At 67.3% G+C, this 23,352-nt stretch carries 23 protein-coding genes and 1 pseudogene; 6 read left to right on the top strand and 18 right to left on the bottom strand.

From position 1 onward, the window contains the following. The first annotated feature begins 97 nt into the window (after positions 1–97). A complete protein-coding gene (locus ACLIVD_RS15380; protein ID WP_005240727.1) occupies positions 98–532 on the top strand; it encodes an SRPBCC family protein in 435 nt (144 codons plus the stop codon). Positions 533–536: 4 nt separating this feature from the next. Here ACLIVD_RS15380 and ACLIVD_RS15375 read toward each other — a convergent pair whose 3' ends face one another. The 5 genes from ACLIVD_RS15375 to ACLIVD_RS15355 form a co-directional block, all read right to left on the bottom strand. After that, the gene (locus ACLIVD_RS15375; RefSeq protein WP_283331950.1) at positions 537–1,769 is read right to left on the bottom strand and encodes a winged helix-turn-helix domain-containing protein; all 1,233 of its coding nucleotides are present in this window, start codon (positions 1,767–1,769) and stop codon (positions 537–539) included. A 46-nt stretch (positions 1,770–1,815) separates the two neighbouring features. Continuing rightward, positions 1,816–2,274, bottom strand: coding sequence for a flavodoxin family protein (locus ACLIVD_RS15370; RefSeq protein WP_009479998.1), 459 nt, complete (start codon positions 2,272–2,274; stop codon positions 1,816–1,818). A gap of 29 nt (positions 2,275–2,303) precedes the next feature. Next, complete coding sequence (locus ACLIVD_RS15365) at positions 2,304–2,783, bottom strand: hypothetical protein (RefSeq protein WP_280783263.1); 480 nt, start codon at positions 2,781–2,783, stop codon at positions 2,304–2,306. Continuing rightward, a complete protein-coding gene (dapB, locus tag ACLIVD_RS15360) occupies positions 2,780–3,538 on the bottom strand; it encodes a 4-hydroxy-tetrahydrodipicolinate reductase (RefSeq protein ID WP_061701336.1) in 759 nt (252 codons plus the stop codon). Before dapB ends, ACLIVD_RS15365 begins: the two co-directional genes overlap by 4 nt. A gap of 103 nt (positions 3,539–3,641) precedes the next feature. After that, positions 3,642–4,259 carry a TIGR03086 family metal-binding protein gene (locus ACLIVD_RS15355; protein WP_280783261.1) on the bottom strand — a complete coding sequence of 206 codons (618 nt, stop codon included), beginning with the start codon at positions 4,257–4,259 and terminating at the stop codon, positions 3,642–3,644. An 89-nt stretch (positions 4,260–4,348) separates the two neighbouring features. On the opposite strand from ACLIVD_RS15355, the gene ACLIVD_RS15350 reads away from it, so the two are divergent. Then, positions 4,349–4,834: a MarR family winged helix-turn-helix transcriptional regulator gene (locus tag ACLIVD_RS15350; RefSeq protein ID WP_280783260.1), complete on the top strand. Its 486-nt coding sequence runs from the start codon at positions 4,349–4,351 to the stop codon at positions 4,832–4,834. Between the two features lie 22 nt (positions 4,835–4,856). On the opposite strand, the gene ACLIVD_RS15345 is transcribed toward ACLIVD_RS15350, so the two are convergent. From ACLIVD_RS15345 to ACLIVD_RS15330, 4 genes are all read right to left on the bottom strand, one after another. Further along, positions 4,857–5,297 carry a YdeI/OmpD-associated family protein gene (locus ACLIVD_RS15345; RefSeq protein ID WP_317567501.1) on the bottom strand — a complete coding sequence of 147 codons (441 nt, stop codon included), beginning with the start codon at positions 5,295–5,297 and terminating at the stop codon, positions 4,857–4,859. A gap of 33 nt (positions 5,298–5,330) precedes the next feature. Continuing rightward, positions 5,331–6,437 carry a zinc-binding dehydrogenase gene (locus tag ACLIVD_RS15340; protein ID WP_491932656.1) on the bottom strand — a complete coding sequence of 369 codons (1,107 nt, stop codon included), beginning with the start codon at positions 6,435–6,437 and terminating at the stop codon, positions 5,331–5,333. 34 nt (positions 6,438–6,471) lie between these two features. Next, positions 6,472–7,818: a M16 family metallopeptidase gene (locus tag ACLIVD_RS15335; RefSeq protein ID WP_283331952.1), complete on the bottom strand. Its 1,347-nt coding sequence runs from the start codon at positions 7,816–7,818 to the stop codon at positions 6,472–6,474. A gap of 229 nt (positions 7,819–8,047) precedes the next feature. After that, positions 8,048–8,731 carry a HemK2/MTQ2 family protein methyltransferase gene (locus ACLIVD_RS15330; RefSeq protein ID WP_491932655.1) on the bottom strand — a complete coding sequence of 228 codons (684 nt, stop codon included), beginning with the start codon at positions 8,729–8,731 and terminating at the stop codon, positions 8,048–8,050. A gap of 156 nt (positions 8,732–8,887) precedes the next feature. Here ACLIVD_RS15330 and ACLIVD_RS15325 point away from each other — a divergent pair, with 156 nt between their 5' ends. Continuing rightward, complete coding sequence (locus ACLIVD_RS15325) at positions 8,888–9,283, top strand: SRPBCC family protein (RefSeq protein WP_280783255.1); 396 nt, start codon at positions 8,888–8,890, stop codon at positions 9,281–9,283. On the opposite strand, the gene ACLIVD_RS15320 is transcribed toward ACLIVD_RS15325, so the two are convergent. From ACLIVD_RS15320 to ACLIVD_RS15305, 4 genes are all read right to left on the bottom strand, one after another. Continuing rightward, positions 9,280–10,536, bottom strand: coding sequence for a serine hydrolase domain-containing protein (locus ACLIVD_RS15320; RefSeq protein WP_283353111.1), 1,257 nt, complete (start codon positions 10,534–10,536; stop codon positions 9,280–9,282). The two genes, ACLIVD_RS15325 and ACLIVD_RS15320, sit on opposite strands and share 4 nt — an antisense overlap. Positions 10,537–10,600: 64 nt before the next feature. Continuing rightward, positions 10,601–11,158, bottom strand: a complete 558-nt coding sequence (locus tag ACLIVD_RS15315; RefSeq protein WP_105414522.1) for a DinB family protein — start codon at positions 11,156–11,158, stop codon at positions 10,601–10,603. Between the two features lie 67 nt (positions 11,159–11,225). Beyond that, positions 11,226–11,831, bottom strand: a complete 606-nt coding sequence (locus tag ACLIVD_RS15310) for a YdeI/OmpD-associated family protein (RefSeq protein ID WP_283331972.1) — start codon at positions 11,829–11,831, stop codon at positions 11,226–11,228. Then, positions 11,831–12,247, bottom strand: a complete 417-nt coding sequence (locus ACLIVD_RS15305) for a VOC family protein (RefSeq protein ID WP_491932654.1) — start codon at positions 12,245–12,247, stop codon at positions 11,831–11,833. Before ACLIVD_RS15305 ends, ACLIVD_RS15310 begins: the two co-directional genes overlap by 1 nt. Positions 12,248–12,336: 89 nt before the next feature. Between ACLIVD_RS15305 and ACLIVD_RS15300 the strand changes: the two genes are divergently transcribed. Then, positions 12,337–13,299: a helix-turn-helix transcriptional regulator gene (locus tag ACLIVD_RS15300; RefSeq protein ID WP_271209931.1), complete on the top strand. Its 963-nt coding sequence runs from the start codon at positions 12,337–12,339 to the stop codon at positions 13,297–13,299. 7 nt (positions 13,300–13,306) lie between these two features. Here the strand turns inward: ACLIVD_RS15300 and ACLIVD_RS15295 are convergent, their stop codons facing one another. The 4 genes from ACLIVD_RS15295 to ACLIVD_RS15280 all read right to left on the bottom strand — a co-directional run bounded on the left by ACLIVD_RS15295 (position 13,307) and on the right by ACLIVD_RS15280 (position 17,516). Beyond that, the gene (locus ACLIVD_RS15295; protein ID WP_009479982.1) at positions 13,307–13,603 is read right to left on the bottom strand and encodes an MTH1187 family thiamine-binding protein; all 297 of its coding nucleotides are present in this window, start codon (positions 13,601–13,603) and stop codon (positions 13,307–13,309) included. 892 nt (positions 13,604–14,495) lie between these two features. Beyond that, positions 14,496–15,584 carry a DUF2332 domain-containing protein gene (locus ACLIVD_RS15290; protein WP_491932653.1) on the bottom strand — a complete coding sequence of 363 codons (1,089 nt, stop codon included), beginning with the start codon at positions 15,582–15,584 and terminating at the stop codon, positions 14,496–14,498. Between the two features lie 49 nt (positions 15,585–15,633). Then, entirely contained in the window at positions 15,634–16,827 is a 1,194-nt protein-coding gene (locus ACLIVD_RS15285) for a hemerythrin domain-containing protein (RefSeq protein WP_491932652.1), read from the bottom strand. A 29-nt stretch (positions 16,828–16,856) separates the two neighbouring features. Further along, positions 16,857–17,516, bottom strand: a complete 660-nt coding sequence (locus ACLIVD_RS15280) for a TetR/AcrR family transcriptional regulator (protein ID WP_105414516.1) — start codon at positions 17,514–17,516, stop codon at positions 16,857–16,859. A gap of 35 nt (positions 17,517–17,551) precedes the next feature. Here ACLIVD_RS15280 and ACLIVD_RS15275 point away from each other — a divergent pair. Further along, a pseudogene (locus ACLIVD_RS15275) lies at positions 17,552–18,444 on the top strand (class I SAM-dependent methyltransferase). Here the strand turns inward: ACLIVD_RS15275 and ACLIVD_RS15270 are convergent. Next, complete coding sequence (locus ACLIVD_RS15270; protein ID WP_105414514.1) at positions 18,410–18,616, bottom strand: hypothetical protein; 207 nt, start codon at positions 18,614–18,616, stop codon at positions 18,410–18,412. The pseudogene ACLIVD_RS15275 and the gene ACLIVD_RS15270 overlap by 35 nt on opposite strands. Positions 18,617–20,468: 1,852 nt before the next feature. On the opposite strand from ACLIVD_RS15270, the gene pabB reads away from it, so the two are divergent. Next, complete coding sequence (pabB, locus tag ACLIVD_RS15265; protein ID WP_491932651.1) at positions 20,469–23,351, top strand: aminodeoxychorismate synthase component I; 2,883 nt, start codon at positions 20,469–20,471, stop codon at positions 23,349–23,351. Position 23,352 lies beyond the last annotated feature (1 nt).

Here is a 23,352-nt window from a genome sequence, read left to right as displayed (position 1 = left end):
GGCGTACTCACTCCACGCGCCCGTCGGCGGCGGTGATGTAATTACGTCGCATCAGCCACACGGTGAGAGTCGCCACGGGCTCGAAGGAGCGAAGAACATGGCCGTTTCCGGCGTCAAGGAATTCGAGATCAAGGCCGATCCGGCCACGGTGATGGCCGCGATCGCTGCGGTGGATCGCCTGCCCGAGTGGTCCTCGGCCCACAAGTCGGTCACCATCGAGAGCACACACGACGACGGCCGCCCCCATCGAGTCCGGATGAGCGTCTCCATCCTCGGGATCAGCGACGAGCAGGTCGTCGACTACACGTTCGAGGGCGACGACACGGTGTCGTGGCACCTCGTCGAGAGCGGCCAGCAGAATGCCCAGGACGGCTCGTACGTCCTCACCGAGTCCGGCGCAGGCACCAAGGTCACATTCGAGTTGACGGTCGACCCGAAGATCCCGCTGCCCGGGTTCCTCGTGAAGAAGGCGCAGAAGACGGCACTCGAGACCGCGAGCAAGGGTCTGACGAAGTTCGTCGAGAGCCTGTAGTTCCTCACTCTCCTCGCGGCCGCACCGCCGCGGCCGCGAGGAGGGCACCGAGGTTGCCGCGATCGTCCACCCGGACGTCGTCCAGACCCAACCACGTTGCCATTCTTCGCAGTTCCGGGAGCAGCGCCTCCACCACATGCCCCGGATTCCGGTCGGGTTCCACGAACGCGGATCGCACCTCGAGCGTTCCCGACGCACGGTCGGCCTTGAGATCGACCCTCGCGACCAGTTCACCGTTCAGCAGGAACGGAAAGACGTAGTACCCGTGGACACGTTTGTGCGCGGGGGTATAGATCTCGAGGCGGTACCGGAAGTCGAATATCCGCTCGGTCCGGGGACGGCAGAAGACCAGCGGATCGAACGGGCACAACAGCGCCGCACCCTCCACCTTCCGGGGAACCCGGACGTCGCGGTGAACGAGTGCCGGCGCATCCCAGCCGCGGACTCCCACCCGTTCCAGGATCCCGTCCTCGACGAGTTCCTCGATGGCCGAGGCGGTCTGCGCCGGCGACAGTCGGTAATAGTCACGGAGGTCGGGTTCGGTGGCCACACCGAGGGCCCGCGCGGACCGCTGCACGAGGCCACGGACGGCATCGTCCTCCGAGACTTCCTCGGCGAGTATCGCTTTCGGCAGCACACGTTCGCTCAGGTCGTAGTGACGGGTGAAGGCGACCCGCTTGTCCACCGCCAGTGCGCCGGACGCGAACAGTTGCTCGCACACCACTTTGGTGTCGCTGCGATCCCACCACGGCCCCTTGCGGTCCGGCTTGTCGACCTCGAGGTGTTTTTCCACGTCGCTCGCGCTGCACGCACCGACGGCGCCGATCACGTCGAGCACGTCGGCGGCGAGCGTGGGATTGCGATCGAGCACGCGAGATTCGCCGGACCAGCGACCGTGCCGGTACCGGTGCATCCGCCAGCGCATCAGCGGCCAGTCCTCGACGGGGATGAACGCTGCCTCGTGGGCCCAGTACTCCGCCAGCATCCGGGGTGCGCGGGCGGAATGCGACCACGCCGCCGAATCGACCAGCCCGCGGTCGTAGACACCGAGACGGCTGAACAGCGGGACGTAGTGGGCGCGCACCGCCACCGACACCGAGTCGATCTGGAACAGCCGCACTCGGTCGAGGACCGAACGGACGTGCCTGCGTGTCGGCGCCCCAGCCGGTTTCCGGTCGGCGAACCCCTGCGCCCAGAGCGCCGATCTCCGGGCCGCGGCTGCGGTCATCTCACGCATGCCCGCAGCCTGCCATCAACCACCGACACGTTGCCGGCCGCGACCGTCAGGCGTCCTCGGCCAGCGTCACCGCGACCGTCGCGCCGAGTTCGTAGCACCGCTCCCGTGCGCTCGCGTCGAGCGATCCGGTCAGTTCCAGGATCTCGGCCACCTGCGTGAGTGCCAACCCGGTCACGATCTTCTGCACCGATGTCACGGCCCCGGCGGTGTCGTTGTTGCCGTGGACCCAGAGCCCGTAGGGGCGGCCGGCGACCGCGTCGAGGCACGGGTAATAGACGGTGTCGAAGAAATGCTTCAGCGCACCGGACATGTACCCGAAGTTGGCGGACGTCCCGAACAGGAACCCGTCTGCTGCCAGGACGTCGGGCACGGTCGCGCCGAGAGCGGGGATCGACTTCACCTCGACGCCGTCGATGTCGGGGTCCCGCGCGCCTTTCAGCACGGCTTCGAGGCACTCACGGGTCACCGGCGACGGCGTGTGGTGGACGACGAGTAGTGACTTCACAGTCGTCAGCGTACGACCGGGCCCGTTTCCTACCGGCCGGGCTCGCCTTCCCGTTCGACGCGTTCGAGTTCCACGGCCCGTTTCATCGTCTCCCGGGCCCTGCCGCGGTCGCCGGCGTAGTCGTAGGCGCGGGCGAGGCGGTACGAGTTCCGCCAATTGTCCGGGTCTGCTTCCCATTCGGATTTGACCTGCTGGAACAGTGCGTCGGCGGCATCCCGGTCGATGCGGCCCGAGGGGCGCTTCGGCAGATCGGTGACATCCAGTTCGAGCCCCTCGTCGGCGATGCGGCGGGACAGATGCTGATGCTGGAATCCGGCGCGCAGCGTGGCGTAGACGATCCAGGCGCCCAGGAACGGCAGGATCAGGACGCCGACACCCAGGCCGATCGCGGCCGCTCCGCCGTCCTGGATCAGCTCGATCCCGCGTTGGCCGAGAAGGACGAAGTAGAACGCCAGCGCCGCGACCAGCAGTCCGATCGTGACGACGGTCTTGGTCGAGCCGTCCTTCACAGGTCGAGAAGGGGGTCGATACCGACGGTCAGGCCGGGACGGGAGCCGATCTCCCGTACCCCGAGCAGGACGCCGGGGGCGAAGGAATTGCGATCGATCGAGTCGTGCCGGATGGTCAGCGTCTCGCCCTGTGTGCCGAGGATGACCTCCTGATGGGCGACGAGACCTGCCAGCCGCACGGAATGCACCCGCACGCCGTCCACGTCGGCGCCGCGGGCACCGTCCAGTTCGGTGGTCGTGGCGTCGGGGCTCGGTCCCACGCCCGCCTTGCGGCGTGCCTCCGAGATGAGCGCGGCGGTCCGGTAGGCGGTGCCGGACGGCGCGTCCGCCTTGTTGGGGTGATGCAACTCGATGACCTCGACGGAATCGAAGAATCGTGCCGCCGCCTCGGCGAAACGCATGGAGAGAACGGCACCGATCGCGAAGTTCGGGGCGATCAGGACCCCGACCTCGGGCCGCTCCGACACCCACGACCGCACCGTGTCGAGCCGGGCGTCGTCGAAGCCCGTCGTGCCCACGACGGCATGAATACCGTTGGACACGAGGAACTTCAGGTTGTCCATCACCACGTCGGGGTGGGTGAAGTCGACGACGACCTGCGTGCCGGCCTCGACGAACGTCTCCAGCCGGTCGCCGTGATCGACCTCCGCGACGAGTTCGAGGTCCGGTGCCTGCTCCACCGCCTCGCAGATCGCTCGGCCGACCTTGCCCTTGGCCCCGAGAACCCCGACCCTGATGGGTGCTGCTGCGCTCACTTCTCCACGCTCCGTCCAGTCACAACGATTCGCCCGAAAGCCTACGCAATCGCCGGGTGCCGGCCGGTGTGCAGGGGCGGGGCGGGAGACCTGCGTCTCGTCGTCAGACGCGGCCGGCCTCGTACTCGGGGTGCCAGTGCGGTGATCGGCCGAGCAGCGACAGCACGGTGTCGAAATCGGCGGAGTCGGGGTCGGTCGGCAGGCCGGGCGCGAACGCGGCTCCCTCGCGCATCCGGTCTGCCCCGTCCGGGACGAGTCGTGCGATCGGGAGAACCGCAGCCACCATGCCGGATTCGGGCGCGAAGTCGAGCCCGAGTGACCGGGCGACGTCCCACGAGTGCACGACGTAGTCGAGGAAGTGGAACCCGACGGCCGTGGATGCGGGGAACGGGAACTCGGTGCTGATCTCCGGTAACCAGAACTGTCGCTCCCCGACGCCATCCCTTGTGAAGGCCTCGATGACGGTGTGGGCCGCCGAGCGGTACGCGCCAACGGGATCCGCCGACGTGTGCGGCTGCCAGTTCGACGGGTCGGGACCGCCGCCCGCGGCCGCTGCGGCGAATCCCAGGTGCTGCACGGTCATATGGGCCAGCAGTTCCCCGAGAGTCCACTGCGCACACGGGGTCGCGCGCTGCAGATCGTCGCGGGTCACCTGCGACACGAACTCCACACTCGATTGCACGGCGCGGACATCCCAGCGCCGGACCTCGTCCACATCCATCGTCGACACCTCGTCCTCGACCCGAATTGATACGCGTCCGCTTATCATCTACCTCAGCCTATGATTGGTCAAGGTGTATTTTCTGCGATATGCCCAGCCTCGACCCGACCAGCGGACAGCACGAACGCACTCGCCCCGACCTCGCGGCGATGACGACCGCTCTGAACCGTTCGCTGGTGGCGGCAGAACTCCCCGTGCTCGCGGAGCACGGACTCACCATGTGGGGATACGTCGTGCTCCTGGCACTCGACGAGCACCCGCTGCGCACCCAGGCCGCGCTCGCGGAAGCAATCGGCGCCGACAAGACCAGGATCATCGGCGTGCTGGACGACCTGCAGGTCCGTGGTCTGATCGACCGTCAGCGCGATCCCGCGGACCGCCGGGCCCGCCTGCTGTCGCTGACCCCGGACGGGCACGACGTGCGCGACTCGGCGCAGGCGGCGATCCGGCGAGGCGAGGAGCGGCTCCTGGCCAGGTTGCCGGAGCGCGACCGCAAGGGATTCGTGTCCGCGCTGATCGCGCTGTCGACTCTGCCGGTCGAGGACATCACCGGGCGCCCGGCCGACTCCGCCTGACGGAAATTGCTGCCGGTTGGCCTCAGCCCTGCCGCAGCGCGTCCACGGCCTTGCCGATCCGGCGTTGCCGGGTCTCGTCCGTCTTGGCACCCTCTATCGAGAGCACGTGGCGCCGCTGGTTGCTGTACGACAGTGCGTCGAACGCCGTTCTCGCGTCCGGTTGCCGGTCGAGCGCGTCGGCGAAGTCGGGCGGAACCGTCACGACCCTGGGTTCGGTGTCGAGTTCGACGTCGACGTCCACCTCGTCGCCTGCCGCGGCGCCCGCACCTGCCCTGTTCTCGGCACTGAGCGGAATCATGAACGCGCCACCCATCGGCGCGACCGTGGTGCGGTAGGTGTGACCGCCGATCGTGACTCGGACCGCGGGACGCCTACCCGATCCCAGTTCCGCGACGACGTCCTCGGGGATCCGGAAACCGGTCGCGGTCTTGCCGCCCAGCTCGATGGTGGTGCGAAACCTCATGGGCAGAATTCTGCCCGCGACCGGCCCGCCGGGTCAGTCGAACACGATGATCTGCCGGATCGCCTTGCCGTCGGCGAGTTCGTCCATGCCGCGGTTGATGTCGTCGAGCGTGATGCGGGAGGAGATGAGCTTCTCCACCGGAAGCTTCCCGGCGCGCCAGAGGTCCTCGTAGATCGGGATGTCCCGCGACGGCACCGCCGACCCGAGGTAGCTGCCGATGATGGTGCGGGCCTCGGCCACCAGGGTGAGCGGGGAGATCGACGACCGCGCGTCGGGGGACGGCAAACCGACGGTGATCGTCTTGCCACCGGGAGCGGTCGCGCGCACAGCCGACTCGAATGCGCGCGCGTTGCCGGCCGCCTCGATGACGATGGGTGCCCGGACACCGGCTTCCTCGAGCTCCGCCGGGGTGTAGACGGCCGTCGCGCCGAGTTCGCGTGCGGTCTGCAGCTTCTCGGGAACGGCATCGACGCCGATGACCTCGCCGGCACCCCGGGAGACCGCCGTCAGGATCGCGGCCATCCCCACTCCACCGAGCCCGACGACCATCACGGCCTGGCCGGGTTGCGGATCGCCCGCGTTGAGGACGGCACCGCCGCCGGTGAGGACGGCGCATCCGAGCACGGCCGCCACATCGGCGGGGACGTCGTCGCCGACGGGAACGACCGAGCGGCGGTTGACGACCGCGTGCGTTGCGAATCCGGACACCCCGAGGTGGTGGTGCACGGTGTCGCCGCCGCGGTGCAGTCGCGCTCCCCCGCCGAGCAGGGTTCCGTCGTTGTTGGCACCGGTGCCGGGCACGCACGGCATCCGGCCGTCGGTGGCGCAGCCCTCGCACTCCCCGCAGCGAGGGAGGAACGTCATCACGACGCGCTGTCCGACCGTGACGTCGTCGACTCCGGCTCCGAGTTGCGTGATCCGCCCCGCAGCCTCGTGCCCGAGCAGCATCGGGACCGGGCGCACCCGGTTGCCGTCGACGACGGACAGGTCGGAATGGCATAGGCCCGCCGCCTCGATCCGGACGAGGATCTCGCCCTCACCGGGCTCGTCGAGGTCGAGTTCGGAGATCGAGATCGGCGCCGACTCGGCGAACGGGCGGGTTCTCCCGATCTCCTCGAGTACCGCTCCACGGATCTTCATCTCGGGCTTCTCCTCTGGTTTCGGCGAATCCTCGTTACCGCACGATGCCGCGCACCGAGGCCGGCAGGTCACGCTTGCGACGATACGGTCCGACGACGGCGGCGCCGAACGGGCGTTGCAGCAGCACTCGCGCGACGTCGCGCACCTCGTCGGTGGTGACTGCGTCGATCTTGCTCAGGGTTTCGGTGATGCTGCGGTGATTGCCGTAGTTGAGCTCACTTCGGCCGATGCGGTGCATCCGGGATCCCGAATCCTCCAGTCCCAGAACAAGTCCGCCCCGCAGCGATCCCTTGGCGCGGGCGCACTCGGCGTCGGTGATGCCCTCGGCGGCCACGTTCGACAGCACCTCCCGGATCACCGTGGTGACCTCGCCGAGGTTCTCGGGCTGGCACCCGGCGTAGATCGAGAACGCACCGGTATCGGAGAACGTGTCGATGCCCGAGTACACCGAATACGCCAGGCCGCGGATCTCCCGCACCTCCTGGAAGAGCCGGGAACTGAGACCGCCACCGACCGCGGCGTTGAGCACCGACAGCGCCCAGCGGTGTGACTCGTGCCGCCCGAACGCGCGCACCCCGAGGGAGAGGTGGACCTGTTCGCTGTCCCTGTTGGTCAGGCTGAGGGTCGGCCCCGTCCGCAGGCGCAGGGTGCCTGCGCGTCGCGGGGCGGGTTCGGACGCCGAGTCGAGGTGCCCGGCGAACGCGCGCCGGACCAGCTCGACCGTCGGTTCGTGCTCCACGTTGCCGGCGACGGCCACCACCATGCGCGGTGGCGTGTAGCGCCGCACGTGGAAGGAGTGGAGTTGGGTGCGGGTCATCGATTCGATGGATTCGACGCTGCCGATGACGGGCCTGCCGACGGGATGGTCGCCGTAGAGCGCGGTCAGGAACGCGTCGCCGAGGAGGTCTTCCGGGTCGTCGTCGCGCATCGAGATCTCTTCGAGGACCACCTGGCGTTCCACGTCGACGTCGGCGGACCGGCAGCGGCCCCGCAGGACGACGTCACTGACGAGGTCGATCGCGAGGGGCAGGTCGTCGTCGAGCACGTGCGCGTAGAAGCAGGTGTGTTCCTTGGACGTGAACGCGTTGAGCTCCCCGCCGACGCCGTCCATCACCTGCGCGATGTCGAGGGCGCTGCGCGACGGCGTGGCCTTGAACAGGAGGTGCTCGAGGAAGTGCGCGGCCCCGGCGACGGTGGGCTGCTCGTCGCGTGATCCGACACCCACCCAGACGCCGACGGACGCGGATCGGACACCGGGAACGTATTCGGTGACCACCCGGAGCCCGCCGGGGAGCACGGTGCGCCGGACGCCGGCATCCGGCTCGTGGAGGGTCGGCGCTTGGGTCAGTGCGGCAGTGCGGCTGCGATCGATCTTGGCCATGTAGTGGTTCAGCAGTCCTCGAAAGCTGGGCGTCGTCGAACGGCAAACTTTACACGCGGCACCCGGCCGTCCCTCACCAGCCTCGGCGATGTGGTTGTGAGCCCGATCAGCTCGCTGTTCCTGAGGACGGCCACGGCGCGAACAACACGATCCTCGGCAATTGTGTCCCGGTTGCGACGAACCACGTGAACCACTCACCAGTGCCGTGGCAAGAACAGTTCGATGCCGGTCAGAGTCCGGGTCGGCGTGGGGGGTCGCAAGACCGGAGGTCGGTCGCCGTGAGCACCGCGATGCGCTCGGTGCGCTGGCCCGGCCGGATCATCTCCCGCGCCTCCAGCATCCTCGTGCGGGACGAGAGGGCGGGACCGAACGGCACGTCCTCCGACGCGACCACGTCCACCCGCAGTCCCCGCTCCTCCAGCATCGCCCGTGTCTTGTCCACCCCGTTGAGCGTCGACTGGACGAGGAGCAGGGTGCCGCCGGGAGCGAGAAGGTCGGGGGTTTCGCTGCAGATCCGATCGAGCACGGCGCGCCCGTCGACGCCCGCATCCCAGGCCCGCGCGAGTACCCGGCCCGGTCTGCCGTCGTTCGTCGCAGGCGCGTAGGGCGGGTTGGCCACGACCACCTCGAAGCGAAGAGTCCGGACGGAGTCCACCAGGTCGCCCCGCACGACGCGGATCGTCCGGCGGTGCAGTTTGGCGTTGAGCCAGGTACTGATCGCGGCCCGGCGCGACACGTCGACCGCCGTCACCCACCCCGCCCCCGCCGCGCAGGCCTCGACGCTCAACACCCCCGTGCCACAGCAGAGATCGAGCACCCGCGAGCCCGGTCCGAGATCCCGGGCCGCCAGCACCTCGGCGAGCAGCCAGGTGTCACGCTGGGGCCCATACACCCCGGGTAGACGAACGAGCATGATCGGCTCCCTCCCTCGCCGTTCCCTCCCAGCGTGGCCAGTACCCCGAGTTACATGCAACTCGACACGGGCCAATTCACCCGGTGTTCACCTCCGACCACTTCCCGAGCCGCATCTGCGGTGTCTGCCGGGGTCGAAACCGGGTATTCCTCCCCCGTGCCGCATTCCTTCTCAGCTGATTCCGACGCCTCGGTGGACGTCGCGTGGGCGCTCGTCTCCCGGCCCTCGCGCTGGCCCGAGTGGGCGCCACACCTCCGCGGCGCGTGGGGTCTCGGGTCCCCCGAGGTTCAGGCCGGCCGGCGCGGAGCGGCGCGACTGCTCTGGATCGTGCCTGTTCCCGCATCGATCTCGGCCAAGACACCGGGACGTTCCTGGACCTGGCGGGTGGGACCGATGACGCTCGATCACGCCGTCGAGCCCCACGGTGCCGGCTCGCGGATCACGATGACGATGTCCGCTCCCGGACCTCTCGACTCCGCACTCGCGGTCACCTACGGCCCGGTGGTGCGTACTCTCGTCCGTCGCCTCGCCCGCGTCGCGGGTGAACGCTAGCCGACCGCCATCGGCGGCGCGTCGGTCGGAGCGAGTTGTGCGCCGATCTTCCGGAACAGCCTGTCGGCCTCGTTCTTGTAGGCCCCCGTGTCGTCGAAGGCGGCCGGCTCGTACGTGACGGCGACGGCGACGGCGATCTTCTGCGAAGGCAGATAGGCCTCGACCGCCGCGGATCCGCTGAACAGCGGGTTCTGCATCAGCCAGTTGCCCACGATCGGCAGTCCGAGCCCGTAGGTGTAGTCCTCCGACTGCGGGAAGCAGGTGGTGCAGCCGGGCAGCGCGGTCGTCTTGCCGCGCAGGTCCGTCGACACCATGGCCTCGTAGGATTCGGCCGACAGTAGTTCACCCGTGCCGATGGCGACGGCCGTGTCGTGGAGGTCGTAGATGTTCGTGGTCTGGACGGCGCCGTGGGTGATGGTCCAGGACGGATTCCAATACGTGGATTCCTCGTAGAACGGTGCACCGGGCGGGATCTGCAGGGCCTCGCGCCGCTCGGACGAGAACGCGTGCAGGACGGGTTCGGGGATCGCCGCCGTCCCCGGATCCGTGGTGTCGTCGAGGCCGAGCGGACCGAGCACCTTGTCCTGCATGAGGTCTGTCATCGGCTGACCGGTGATCTTCTCGAGAGCCAACCCGAGGATGACGTAGTTGGTGTGGGCGTAGTTCCAGTTGGTCCCGGGTTCGTAGAGCAGAGGCTTGGGCGTGGCGAATGCCAGGAGTTCCTCAGGCGTCCAGTTACGGAATGGCGCCGCGTAGAGGGCGCGGTCGAATTCGGTGTTGCCGATGACGTAGTCGACGTAGCCCGAGGTCATCTGGGCGAGCTGGCGGAGGGTCACGCGGTCGGCGTGCGGAATGTCGGGCAGCCACTTCGACACCGTGTCGTCGAGACTCACCTTCTTCTCGTCGACGAGCTGGAGCAGCAGCGTGGACACGTAGGAGATGGCGACCGCGCCGTTGCGGAAGTGCATGTCGGTGGTGGCGGGCACTCCGGTCATCGACTCGCCGAGCGCCTGGGTGACGATCTCCTTGCCGTCGACGGTGACACGCACGATCACCGCCTTCAGGTGACTCTCCGCCATGGTGTCGCGCACGATCTTCATCACGGCGTCGGCCTGCGCCGGATCGGCCGACGAGACGGCAGAACCGTTGCTCGCGTCCGCGGAGGAGGAATCGGGGGACGAGGTGTTCGCAGTGCACGCGGCCAGGAGAGCGAGGACGCACGTCAACAGGAGAACCCGCCGAGTCGGTGGCATACCCGAGCTTGGCAGATCCGGTCGGCCCCGGGAGTGAAACCCGTGGAGCCGGCCGGGATTCCGGTCAGGAAATCGGGCGGCGCAGATAGAGATCGCGCAACAGCGCCACCTCGGCGCCGTGATGGATGACCTCCCGGTTGATGTGCAACACCAACGCCGCCATCGGATAGTCCGCGAACGCTCCCTCGCTGGCGCCGCACGGCCGGGCGAACCCCTCGACGCCGAGGCTCCGGACACCTGCAGACCAGGCCGCATAGTTCTCGTCGAGTTGCGCGAGCGCCTCCGCCGCGGTGCCGGCGTACTCGAACGTCTGATAGTCGACGGGCGGCCCGCCGAAGTGACTGGCGATCCGCATCCCGAAGACGCCGACGACGAGATGCCCGAGCCGCCACGCGATGGTGGTGACCGGTGGCGGGTCCGGTTCGGGAAAGGCGAAGTCGATGGTGAACGCGCCACTTCCGGCCTGGACCGGCGCCTGCGACTGCCCGCGCGGGCGCACACTCCAGCCGTCCGGCGCGGGTTCCCAGAAATACTCCTCGTCGGACAGTCCCTCCAGCCGGGGACGCAACTGCTGCTCCCAGTGCCAGCCGAGCTGGTCGGCGAGTTCGCGCGGCCAGTCCATGTCGTGTCTCCCCTCGTCCTGTCTCCGATTCTCCCTGTCTCCGATCGGGACACCGGTCTCGAGACGGCTACCGCACACCGTCCGGGACCCGGACCCCCGGATGATTGGCCCGGAGGTTCATCGCCGCCAGCGTGACCGTCCGCTCGATCCGCCGCTGCCTCGTGTCCGGCTTCCTGGCTGACGCTATCCACTCCAGGATCAACCGGGTCGAAGACGGCGGAAACTTGTCGAAGTTCGCGCGCGCGGCGTCGTGTCGCCCAAACGCTTCCTGCAGATCGCCAGGGATGGTCGCGCTGTCCCCGTTCGCCGTGTTCTCCCAGGTCCCCTTGGCCTTGGCCAGATCGATGGCGGCGTAACCGTGCTCGGTCATCAGTCCCTGCTCGATCATCTCCGCCGCGCGCTGCCGGTTCACCCGGCTCCAGGTGCTGCGCGGGGTCCGCGGCGTGAAACGCAGTGCAGAACTGTCGGCGTCACGTCTGCGGTGCAGGCCGTCGATCCACCCGAAGCACAGGGCCTGCTCGATCGCCTCGTGGTAGCGCACGCTCGGCGTTCCGCTGTCCTTGTGGTGGATGATCAGCCAGACCTCCGTCTCGGACCGGCAGTTCTCCGAAAGCCAGGCACGCCACTGCGCGGTTGTGCGAGCGACGACGGTGTTCACGTCGTGGGTGTCCATCACGCGCCTGCCTTCGCAGCCAGAATGTCCAGGTAGTGCTGGTTGAACATCACGCCGAGGATGTTTCCGAACGGGTCGGCCACGGATGCGGTGACGAATCGGGGCCCGTGTTCGATCGGCTTTCCGTGCAGGGTGGCACCTAGCGACAGCAGCCGCTCGACGCTCGCGTCCAGATCGTCGACGTGCCAGTAGGTCATCGTGTTCTCGACACCGCGTGACCGGTCGGGCGTCGCGAATCGGCTGTCGATGATGCCGAGTTCGTGCTGGTAGTCGCCGAGCCGGAACTCGATGTAGGCGGGTGCCCCCGCCACCGCGCGCACGAAATACGGCTCGACTCCGAGCAGTTCGGTGTACCAGGCCTGGGCGGCCGTGAGGTCGTCGGCGTAGAAGTTGACGGTGGTGAGTCCTCGCAACATGGGTGATTCCCTTCCTCGGTCGGTGACAACATTCATCCTCCAACCCAAAGTGCTCACCAATTGAGCACTTTCTGCGGGAAACTGAGGACATGCGCGCTGACCGACTCGTCGCCACCCTCCTGCTGATGCAGTCCCGGGGTCGAGTGACCGCCGCCGAGGTGGCGGACGAACTGGAGGTGTCCGTCGCGACTGCTCGCCGCGACCTGGAAGCGCTGTCCGCTGCGGGGATCCCGGTGTACCCGCAGTCCGGGCGTGGCGGCGGGTGGTCGCTCGTGGGTGGCGCTCGCACCGACCTCAGCGGGTTGTCCGCGACGGAGGCGCAGGCGCTGTTCCTTCTGGTCGGCCCCGCGGCCGCCGTCTCGGGCGAGGCCAAGGCCGCGCTGCGCAAACTCGTGCGGGCGCTGCCGCAGACCTTCCGGGCCGATGCCGAGGCCGCCGCCACTGCCTCCATGATCGATCCCACCCGGTGGGGCGAACGCGATCGCCGCAGGCCCGAGATGGTCGACCTGCTGCAGGCCGCCGTGATCCGGCGCCGGAAAGTGCGCCTGACGTACACGAACAGCGCCCGACAACGGTCCGAGCGGCTCGTCGACCCGTGGGGTCTCGTCGACAAGGACGACATCTGGTATCTCCTGGCCGGGACCGAACGGGGACAGCGGACCTTCCGGGTCGACCGGATCGTCCACGCCGAATCGACGGAGCAGCCCGCCGAGCGCCCCGACGACTTCACACTCGCCGCGGCGTGGGAAGAGGTGGTCGGCGAGGTGGAACAGCGGCGTTCGACGACGTGGGCGACCGTGCTCATCGACGCCAGGTTCGTGCCGATCCTGCGCGATCACTTCGGGCGGCACTGCCACCGCGACGGTGAGGACGACGACGGTCGCGCCCGGGTCCGTCTCGCCGCACCGACCCCGTTGGACATCGCCCGGAACCTCGCCGGCTGGGGCTCGATGGTCGAGGTGCTCGAACCTCGATCGGTCCGGGCCGAGCTGGCCCGGATCGGCACGGAACTCGCCCACCACTATGCCGGCGAACATGGTGAGGGCGGATGACCGAGCCTCAGTCGGTCAGGTAGCGCTCCACCGTCTCGACCTTCGCTCGCAGCTGATCGCTTCGACCCGGCCGGATATCCGCTTTGAGAACCAGACTGACCCGCGGAAACTGTTCCAGCAGAACGTCCGTTGCACGCTTCACGACGGCCATTACCTCGTCCCACTCACCCTCGACGGTGGTGAACATCGACGTGGTCTCGTTGGACAGTCCGGATTCGCGGACCACCCGCACGGCCGCGGCGACCGCGGCACCGACGCTGTCGGAGTCCCCGCCCATCGGGCTGACGCTGAATGCCACCAGCATGTGCTCTCCTTCTCCGGGAATAGACGACCATCATCGAATCACCTCGTCCAGGCTTCCGCTGCACCCCGATCGCCCGCCCGAACAGGTCGTACCACAAACACACGTCGGGCGGCGTCCCTGATCAGGGGGCGCCGCCCGCGAGCACGAACGTCTGGTTACCAAGCTGCATGGTTGCGCGGGGTGAAATGTGGCCTCGGCGTCAGACATCCCCCCGCCTGACGCAAGCCCACCGCGCTGAGCCCAGATAGTGGGCTGTGCTTGTGCGTGGGTGCCTACAACTCGTGCTGGGCGCCACGACCGAGAGGTGGAATCTTCTCTTCCGGTCCGACCTTGGTCTGCCGTGGCTCCGTACCTCAGGTCTACCCCGTATGTCCGGATAAGGCAACGAACGTGGGCCAGGGCGCGCCGGCTGATGCTTCCCACTCGCCCGATACCCGAGCTGCACAGGTCACCGACCCGGTCCGCCGGGTACGACAGACCTCACTGCCGAGGCGTACAAAGGAAATACACCCGTGAGGCTCGGCGATGGTGAGACAAGCCGCCATCCGCGTGATCTACGTGACAGGAAGAGCGATCTCCTCCAGCCACCCGCACAGAGAGGACATCGCATGGGAGTTCCGTGGGCATCACGGGCACGATCGGATGCGTACTGGGAGCAACAAGTCTCCGGCGAAGCGCGCAGCTGCGACAGCGGCGAAACCACAAAATCCGCATCCTCCGACACCCGCCCGACCCTGGCCGACCACAGCCTGACTCACCGCAACACTGACGCAACCGACGCCCCACCTGCAGATCACAGCGAGTGAATTCGCCGGCCTCGGGAGAAAACGACCCACACCCGACAATCCCGCACAGCGGCAACATCATTCAGTTTCAAGGGATGTCCGGTTCGTCAGGAGTCTGCCAGCCACGCCAGCACGCGGCCCCGCGACCAACAGCGGCCGATAGCCTCGGCGGGCCGAGCCGACCGGTCGAACACGGCCAGGCCGATGAGGCTGTGCCCAGAGGCGTGGCGATCGCCGAGCGTGGGTATCGTCGGTGCGACTCCGACTCCCTCCACTGACACCCACGCCACCGGCCGGCCGGCTGCCGCTTCGTCGAGGCGGTCCAGGAAGCGCAGGCGACTCTCGCCCCGGAAGCGCGACAGCGCCCACGTCGTGGTGACGACAGGCAGGGCGTCCGCGGGCACCCGGGCGACGGCGTCGGGCATCACCTCGACGGCGTCGCCTTGCAGCAGCAGCGGAGGGGCCGTCGCCGCCAACGCCATCTCCGCGTCGAGCCTCGCGATCCGCTCGGGCTGATCCGGCCCCAGGCAGGCGCGCAACCATCGGGCCTCGTCCGCGTCGGTCACGTCGACGGGATCGAGGTCGACGCCGATCCGGGTGACGACCTCGGGCATCACTCGCGCCGGGACGGGCCGGTCTCCCACGATCGAAGCCGACAGCTGCACGGGAGAGGACGGGTCGCCCAACGACTGTCCGTTGCTGTACGTGATGCCCACACGGTCGACATTGAGGTTGAGCCCAGCCGAACAGCCCACGTCGATCAGCCCCACCGCATTCGCGCCGAACCGGCGCGCCGCCTCGGCAATGGCCGGATACAGCACGGTGGAGCGTCCGGTCTCGTCGGGCCGCGTCTTCCGGCGCACGGCGAGAGCCACGACCGAGTCGGTCATCCGCAGCAGGGTGTCGACCGCCGCGTCGGCAGCAGCGTCGCCGTCCGTAGCGGCATAGGCCGAGGCAAGCCCCGGAGCGCGACCGGCGAGGGCGAGGTCGTGCAGCGCGGCGAGAATCACCGTGGGGTGTCGCTTGCGCGCCGGGGCCGCCTCGATGGCGCGCAGCGCCTCGTCGGACTCACTCAGTGCGACGGCGACGCGCCCGTACAGCGGTGACCTTTCGGCGGCATCGACCTCACCGAAGTGTCGGTACACCTGAGCGAGTGTGCGGGCCCTACCCACGAATGCAGCGCTTCCTGCGGTCACCTGACATCGACGCTGATTCTAATGGCGAGCACTCCAACGTGACAGGAGATCACGCCGTTCGGGGCAGCGGCGACCCGGTAAGCGCACCGGCGCGCGCCTGCCGCCGCAGCGCCTCCAGATTCTCCCGCATCTGCGGCCGCATGTCCCGGTGCTGTGGCTGCAGGCGTGAGTAGAGCGAGAGCAGCGGGCGGTACGGCAGTACGTCGATCCGATACGAATGCGTCACCCGGGTCCCGTCGCCATCCGCTCGGAAGATGTATGACCACGTGGTCGAGTCGTGGTACAGCGGGTTGCGCCGATCCGACACCGTGCGGAATGCGAACATCCTGCCCGGCTCGGCGGCGGTCACCTCGCAGACCCGGGACCAGCGCATGTGATGTGCACGGTTGTGCCCCCGGAATCGGGCGCCCACGGTCCCCGGCGGCCGTCCCGGTAGCCACGCGCAGCTGCGGCACTCGGGGCTGCGTTCGCTGACTCGGGTGACGTCGGCGACCGCGTCGTACAGCTGCCGAGCCGGGGCGTCGATCCACAATTCTGCCGAGCCGTCGGTGCGGGGTGGCTGGTGGAGCCGGGGGCTCACGTCGAGGTCGGCGCCCCACCGGGCGGCGCACGCCCGCCGATATGGTCGTTTGAACGCATGGATCAGCATGAACCGGGTGGCCGGATCGACTTTGCGGACGGTCACGTCGTAGTCTTCCCGGTCGACACCGTCGACGATCCAGTGAGCTTCGATGCCCAGCGCCCGCTTGGTCTTCGAGGCGATGAACACCTGCTGCTCCACGTCGTCCCACTGACGACGGGTCAGGGTGCGGGCGACGATCGGCATCATCTCGTCCTCTTCGCGCTGCAGATGCGGCAGCAGAACCTGTTCGAGAACGGTGAGGGAACGCGAAAGGTCTTCTCGGGCAGCCGGATGCGCACGGTATTCGGCTGCCGCGGCGGCGACCCGCTCCATCTCGGGGCCGATTCGCGCATGGTCGGCGTCCATCACGTCGAGCAGTGCTCCGGCGGCCGGGTTCAACTCGCGGACCAGCGGCCACAGCCCACGGTCCTCGCCGCTGTGGTGCAGGTGCAGGAAATGCATCATCCACACGAGGTGATCGGCGAGTGCGACCCGCTGGGTCCGCGCGGGCGGAGGTGTTGTGCGCAGCACCTGAGAGGCGCGGGCGATATCGCGGCGCAGTGCGCTGTGAACGATGCGCATGATACGAGTGTCGGCAGGAGGCAGAGTGTCGGTTGTCATGACCTACTCCAAACAAAAGCGCCCGTGTGTCACACCGGGCGGTCGAGGATTTCTTCGATGCGGTCGATCAACCATGACTCGTAACGGTCGCGACTCCAACCGCATTCGTCCACGAGCAGGGCGTAGACCTGGTCGCCGGTCTGGACCCACAGTTCGTCGACCTGACCAGCATCGGCGTGATGGCCCGTGATGAGGTGTGCGACGTCGGCGACCGAACGCCTGCGCTGCCCCTCCAGGTCGGCTGCCACCGCTGCGAGCGTGGCATCCGCCGTCGCCCCCTGACGGATCGCCACGGCCAGGCGGTAGATGCGCTCGTTGATCCTGGCGATCATGCGCGATCCCATCTCGATGCGGTCGCCGGTCGTGCGCCCCGTACCGATCGCCGTGTAGACGGGCCGGTCGGCCAACGGCACCTGTGCGTCGTCGCCGACGATGGCGACCTCGAGCGCCGCCTTCAACAGGTGGGCTTTGGATCCGAACGTCGTGTAGACCGTTTCGACGGAGACCGCCGAGGCCCGCGCGACATCCCTCATGCCGGTGCCGACCCAGCCGTGCTCGGCGAACAGCCGGGTGGCGGCCTGCAGTACGACCGCCCGCGTCTGAGCTGCCTGCATCCGACGCAGCGGAGAGCGGTAACGGCGGGTCCCGGATCCGCCCGGCTCCGCCGAGTCGTAGTCGACCGTCGCCATACCCCCAATTCTAGAACGCGCAGGTTTTCAATACAATGCTGTTCCAGCGATTTCCGGGAGGTCCCGCCCGAGTCCGGACACGTTCGCCGAGATGGGACTGGCGAAGTGTCTCAGTCCGCTGGAATTGCGAGATGCCCGGGCGGAACCAGAGTTGCCGCGACGGTGGGGGCGCAGCGGCCACTCCGATCCGCAATGATCAGATCGAGGCAACCTTCAACGACTACGACACGTACGCGTCGGCGTATGACGCCGGTATCGAGAACAACGTGTACAACGCCCTGCACGAACGACCCGCGACATTGGCGCTGGTCGGCGACGTCGGAGGCCGGAAAGTACTGGATGCGGGGTGCGGCAGCGGTGCGCTCTCACGCGCACTCGCCGCCGCTGGTGCTGCCGTCACCGGCGTCGATCTCAGCACGGGTCTGCTCGCGATCGCCCGGACGCGCCTCGGCCCGACGTGCCGTTGATCCGGGCGGACCTCAACCAGCAGTTGCCCATCCGGTCATCGACCTTCGATGTCGTCGTCGCCTCGTTGGTCATGCACTACGTCCACGATTGGTCGAGACCGTTGACCGAGTGTCGCCGGGTACTCGTGCCAGGCGGGTGCGGCGTCATCTCGACCCATCACCCGTTCGTCGACTTCAGGCTTGCCGGGGAGGGCGACTATCTCGGAACGTACGATTTCACCGAAGAATGGGTGAAGTCCGGCGAGACCTTCCACATGAAGTTCTGGCACAGGCCGCTGCACGCCATGTTCGACGCATTCACCGCAGCAGGATTCACCGTCGAACGCGTTTCGGAGCCACGACCCTGTGCGGCGGTGCGCGCTCGCTCCCCCGAGCACTTCGATCGGCTCAGCCGTGAGGCACCGTTCATCTTCTTTACGCTGCGCGTCAGGGAAAGTGCATCAGCTTCCTGGCGAGGGTGAAGAGACGGCGGGCGAGCCTCACCACGGGCAAGCCCAGAGGAAGCAGGATGACCGTCACACAGAGCACCCCACCGACCAGCCACACGACCGCCGCGACAATGCCCAGCACCGTGCCGAGCACAGCCGTGAGAATGCCCAGCACCACGTCGAGCAGGCCCCGCAATAATCGCATGACAACCTCCTGACCTCCTGGTTCCAGTCTGCGCGTCGACGAGCCGAAGCGCACCTCTCGAAGCCGCCCGTCAGGGAAGGGAATGCCGCTGCACCGCGAACGGTTGACACACTCGACGGTGTTCGACCCAATGCCCCGGGTGTCACATTGAAAAATTGTCGCTTCGAGCGACCACTTGCCGAGAGGCGCACTGGCGGGCACCGTCACCCCCCGACCGGGTCAGACCTACATTGCGTAGCGCGCCTGGGAAGGAAGCGAAGCCGCTGACACCGTCAGGTGCCGGCGGCTTCTTGCCTGCGCAGACGAATGTGGGCCACTAGCGTGACTGCATGGCACTCATCGGGATCGAACGGCTGCGCTAGATGTAGTTCCCAGGGAGGTTGTGAACGGCGTGGCAGGTAGGCGAGGGCCTCGGGTATCGGTGTGGTCACCGCCCTCGCCCGACTCGTCGTCGACGAACATCGGCCGCTGCGCCGTGCCTCCGAACGGTTCCAGGGCTCACCGGCAACAGCCAAGAAATGGGCCGACCGCTATCGAGACGCTCGCGCAACGCCGAGAACGGAAGCTGTTGGGACAGTTCACGTTCAGATAGGTAGTTGACGTACCAATCGTTATCGGCAAATTATGGGAGATACTACATCTCGCCTCTCAACGGTCTCGAGAGTTGCACCGGGCGGGCGCCACAACTCGACCGCGCTCGAGGCAGTCCCGGGCTGGTCTCACACGCCTGGACAGGCAACACCCCCCGGTTATCAGTGAGCGTCGCGGAAAGCTTGCTCGATGTCCGCGGGTGCGCGGACTGCGACTTGGCGGTTCTTTTTGCTCGGGCTGCGCGGCCTCCTCACTCTCGTCGGGTCTGGTCTCTCTCCTCGTTCTGCTCCCCTCCCTCGTCCTCGGGTAGCTATGCGTCTTCCCACTCCTGTTCGCCCTCTGCAGGCTCGTCACCTCGAGGGGCGCTTCCTCACCCACTCCCCCACCAGGTCCACGCCGCTCGACTGGAGCGGGCGAAGACCGCGTACACCGTCCGGACCTGAGGGAACTCGATCGGCAGTTGCCGCCAGGCGATACCACCGCGCACGAGGTACAGAAAACTTCATGCCGATGCAATCCCCGGCGCGCCGTCCCCAACCGGCGAAACGGGGAAACGCGCGCCATCGTCGCGGTCGGCCGTTCCATCCTCGTGATCATTACACCCGACACATCAACCCTGAGATCAAGAGACGCAATCACTTTCGTGGGCTAGAGGCTCCAGGCCACACTGTCACACTCCGTGAATAGAACCGACCATTTGCTCTGTGGATTACTACCGGATGGGTGCCCTTGTATCCACAGACTTTCGTGACTTAAGGTGGAGTGCGCGCATCGCGCGGCGTGTCGGGGCCTGGGCGGGTTGCGTTGATAGACAGGCTAAATAGCCCTCCTAAGGATTGATCATGTCCACCAGGCCCACCGTGTCGACGGTACAAGGACCCAGTTGTCCCCCGGCCGGCTCGTCACCAAGAATGCACGAGCGGGCATCGCCGGCACTCAGGCGCAGCTGGTCAGTTTTCCTCAGGTCGGCGGAGCCTCCCAAACGGGGCCGACACGTCGAGAGGACTTGGTGGCAACCATCCGCACCATCGCCGGCACGGGCGGACTTCATGGCTCGGCGCCTCGTCCCACAGCGTCGGCCGATTCGCCGCCCCCAGTCAATGAACCACACCAGCTTTCCCCGTGCTGGAGGAGGACGCCACGGGTGGTGCGCGCTCAGACGAAAGCTCCTGCAATAAGTTCGAGGGACCTCTTCACGTCGATGCACCGGCGAGTGACACCGAAGTGTCGCATCCCTCACACGCCGAGAACCGGGCAAACGATGTTTACCAAGACGTTGTTGATCGACAACTACGACTCCTTCACCTACAACCTCTACAGCTTTCTCAGCGAGGTCAACGGGTGCCCGCCGACGGTGGTGCGCAACGACGTCGACTGGCGTGCGATCGAACTGACCGAGTTCGACAATATCGTGATCTCTCCGGGGCCCGGTCGTCCAGCAAGCGAACGCGACTTCGGCATCAGCTCGCGGGCCATTCTGCAGGGTGGGCTTCCGACACTAGGAGTGTGCCTCGGCCATCAGGGTTTATGCCAACTGTTCGGTGCGCATGTCGTCTTGGCACCAGAGCCGCGGCACGGTCGCAACTCAGAGGTATTCCACGAGGGAAGAGAATTGTTCGCGGGCCTCCCCTCGCCCCTGTCGGTCGTCCGGTACCACTCTCTCGCCGTCGACGATCTCCCTGACGAGCTGGAGCCAACTGCGTGGACATCCGACGGAATTCTCATGGGGGTAAGGCACCGCCAGCGCCCGCTGTGGGGGGTGCAATTTCATCCGGAGTCGGTCTGCACCGACCATGGACATGAACTCCTCGCCAACTTCCGTGACCTCACTCCGACCCGCCGGAAGGGATCCGCCCCGAAGCCTCGACGTCGGCCGCGGACCTTGTCGCCGTACGTGGTGGAAACACGACGGATAGATCGGCGAGTCGACCCACAGACGGTGTATGAGCGCCTGTTCGCAGACGGCCCCAACAGTTTTTGGCTCGACGGCAGCTCCACAGTGGAGTCGGACGCCCGCTTCACCATCATGGGCGACGCCTCTGGCCCACGCGCCGAGTACATCACGTACGACGTCGCGGACGGCACCGTCCTGGTGCACCGTTCCGGCGTTCCGGCCGGCAAACGACGCGTGCGATTCTTCGACTATCTCGACGAACAGTTGCGGGCCCGCGCTGTGCCGCCATCGCCGGACCTGCCGTTCTCGTTCAATCTGGGTTACGTGGGCTACCTGGGCTACGAGTTGAAGGCCGAAGCCGACGGCAATGCGCAACACTCCGCGGACACACCGGACGCTGCCCTGGTCTTCGCCGACCGCGCAGTCGTGATCGACCACGTCGACGGCAGCTGCTACCTGCTGGCGCTCAGCGAGCAGGCCCACGAACCCGAAACCCGCGACTGGATGCGCCGTACGGCCCAGGTAATCAACCGATTGCTCGTCACGACCGACGATGCGCTTCCCGCGCGGCCGCTCATCAGGTCGGCCGCAGACCCGCGCATGACGCTGCGCCACAACCGTGAAACCTACCTCGACAAGATCCGTACCTGTTTGGAGAACATTCGCGTCGGCGAAACGTACGAAGTGTGCTTGACGAACCACGCCCAGATCGATGTCGAGATAGACCCCGTCGAAACCTTCGCCTACCTCCGATCGATCACTCCAGTGCCCTACGCAGCACTCCTGAGGTTCGAGGCAGCGGACATACTCAGCGCCTCCCCCGAGAGGTTTCTGCGCGTGGACGCCGACCGGGTAGTGGAGTCCAAGCCGATCAAGGGCACCCGGCCGCGGGGAACAACCGCTGCGACGGACGACGCGCTCCGCCAGGACCTGCTGACGAGCGAGAAGGACCGGGCCGAGAACCTCATGATCGTCGACCTCGTGCGCAACGATCTCTCACGGGTCTGCATCCCCGGTTCGGTGCACGTACCGCGATTGTTCGACGTCGAAACCTACGCACCGGTCCACCAACTCGTGTCGACGGTGCGGGGGACGCTGCGCAGCGACGCGACTGCAGTCGGGTGCGTGCGCGCCTGCTTCCCGGGTGGCTCGATGACCGGAGCACCGAAGATTCGCACCATGGAAATCATCGATCGGCTGGAGGAGGGGCCGCGAGGCGTGTACTCGGGCGCCCTCGGCTGGCTGTCCATCAACGGCACCGCCGACCTCAGCATCGTCATCCGAACCATGGTGTCCCGGCACGGGACAGTGAGCTTCGGGATCGGGGGCGCCATCGTCGCATTATCCGACCCCGACGAAGAGTTCACCGAGACCCTGGTCAAGGCGGCCGCCATGCGCAGGGCCCTCACGATCAGCGCCGGCAGATCCCCCGCCCTCGCCCACAGCGTCGGTCCGCAGACCTCGAGTGACGCCATCGATCGAGCCAGGCGACGACCCTCGCGGGCCGAACTGGGCGGTGTAGAAGTGTGGGTCTGCCCCGGTGTGCCGGCACCCAGGGCCAACACCGAACTTGTACTTGCCGAGGCCCTCGCCGATATTTCACATGTCACGACTCCAGTGGTCGTGGATCTGTGCACCGGTTCGGGAGCAATCGCCCTGGCAATCGCGCATGCCCGAGCCGATGCCGGTGTACATGCCGTGGATGCGGATCCGACAGCCCTGAACGTGGCGCGACGCAACATCGAACGTCAGATCCGCCTCGGCGAGAGCCCGATCGTGCTTCACGAAACCGCCGTCTCCACGCCCAATCTGCTGTCCGGCCTTGCCGGAACGGCCGATCTGGTCCTCGCCCGTCCACCGTGCATTCCCGACGACGAAGACCTTCCCTCACAGTGCGGCGAGTACCGCCGACGGGCCTTGGTCAGCCGCACAGATGGTCTGAAGCTCGCCCGGCAAACGATTGTTGCGGCGGCACGGCTCCTGCACGCGGGCGGCAGCCTCGTCGTGGAGCACCGCCCCGACCGCTACACGACAGTGCTCGCACTACTCGACGAGAACAAGTTCTTCGCCAACGTGGCAACACACTTCGATCAGGCGGGAGAAGCGGCCTACACCACGTGCGCGCGGACATCCATGCAACTCCAGCACGCCGAGGTCGGGCCCGAGCCCAACCCTTGCACGCCTCCTGGTGCGAAGAGCAGATCGGAGAAGAGTCGTGGACGCCGTCCCGCCACCGATTCCAGGAATTGAA

It is taken from the genome of Rhodococcus sp. G6(2025) (genome assembly GCF_058628105.1).
This window is presented reverse-complemented; position numbering and strand designations above follow the sequence as displayed.

Coding starts and splice junctions, on each gene's coding strand:
- ACLIVD_RS15320 (WP_283353111.1), bottom strand. CDS start 10,536: ATGCCACCGACTCGGCGGGTTCTCCTGTTGACGTGCGTCCTCGCTCTC.
- ACLIVD_RS15315 (WP_105414522.1), bottom strand. CDS start 11,158: ATGGACTGGCCGCGCGAACTCGCCGACCAGCTCGGCTGGCACTGGGAG.
- ACLIVD_RS15380 (WP_005240727.1), top strand. CDS start 98: ATGGCCGTTTCCGGCGTCAAGGAATTCGAGATCAAGGCCGATCCGGCC.
- ACLIVD_RS15330 (WP_491932655.1), bottom strand. CDS start 8,731: ATGCTCGTTCGTCTACCCGGGGTGTATGGGCCCCAGCGTGACACCTGG.
- ACLIVD_RS15280 (WP_105414516.1), bottom strand. CDS start 17,516: ATGGCGACGGTCGACTACGACTCGGCGGAGCCGGGCGGATCCGGGACC.
- ACLIVD_RS15340 (WP_491932656.1), bottom strand. CDS start 6,437: ATGAAGATCCGTGGAGCGGTACTCGAGGAGATCGGGAGAACCCGCCCG.
- ACLIVD_RS15310 (WP_283331972.1), bottom strand. CDS start 11,831: ATGGACACCCACGACGTGAACACCGTCGTCGCTCGCACAACCGCGCAG.
- ACLIVD_RS15335 (WP_283331952.1), bottom strand. CDS start 7,818: ATGGCCAAGATCGATCGCAGCCGCACTGCCGCACTGACCCAAGCGCCG.
- ACLIVD_RS15295 (WP_009479982.1), bottom strand. CDS start 13,603: ATGCTGGTGGCATTCAGCGTCAGCCCGATGGGCGGGGACTCCGACAGC.
- ACLIVD_RS15355 (WP_280783261.1), bottom strand. CDS start 4,259: ATGGATGTGGACGAGGTCCGGCGCTGGGATGTCCGCGCCGTGCAATCG.
- ACLIVD_RS15305 (WP_491932654.1), bottom strand. CDS start 12,247: ATGTTGCGAGGACTCACCACCGTCAACTTCTACGCCGACGACCTCACG.
- ACLIVD_RS15300 (WP_271209931.1), top strand. CDS start 12,337: ATGCGCGCTGACCGACTCGTCGCCACCCTCCTGCTGATGCAGTCCCGG.
- ACLIVD_RS15345 (WP_317567501.1), bottom strand. CDS start 5,297: ATGAGGTTTCGCACCACCATCGAGCTGGGCGGCAAGACCGCGACCGGT.
- ACLIVD_RS15375 (WP_283331950.1), bottom strand. CDS start 1,769: ATGCGTGAGATGACCGCAGCCGCGGCCCGGAGATCGGCGCTCTGGGCG.
- pabB (WP_491932651.1), top strand. CDS start 20,469: ATGTTTACCAAGACGTTGTTGATCGACAACTACGACTCCTTCACCTAC.
- ACLIVD_RS15350 (WP_280783260.1), top strand. CDS start 4,349: ATGCCCAGCCTCGACCCGACCAGCGGACAGCACGAACGCACTCGCCCC.
- ACLIVD_RS15285 (WP_491932652.1), bottom strand. CDS start 16,827: ATGACAACCGACACTCTGCCTCCTGCCGACACTCGTATCATGCGCATC.
- ACLIVD_RS15270 (WP_105414514.1), bottom strand. CDS start 18,616: ATGCGATTATTGCGGGGCCTGCTCGACGTGGTGCTGGGCATTCTCACG.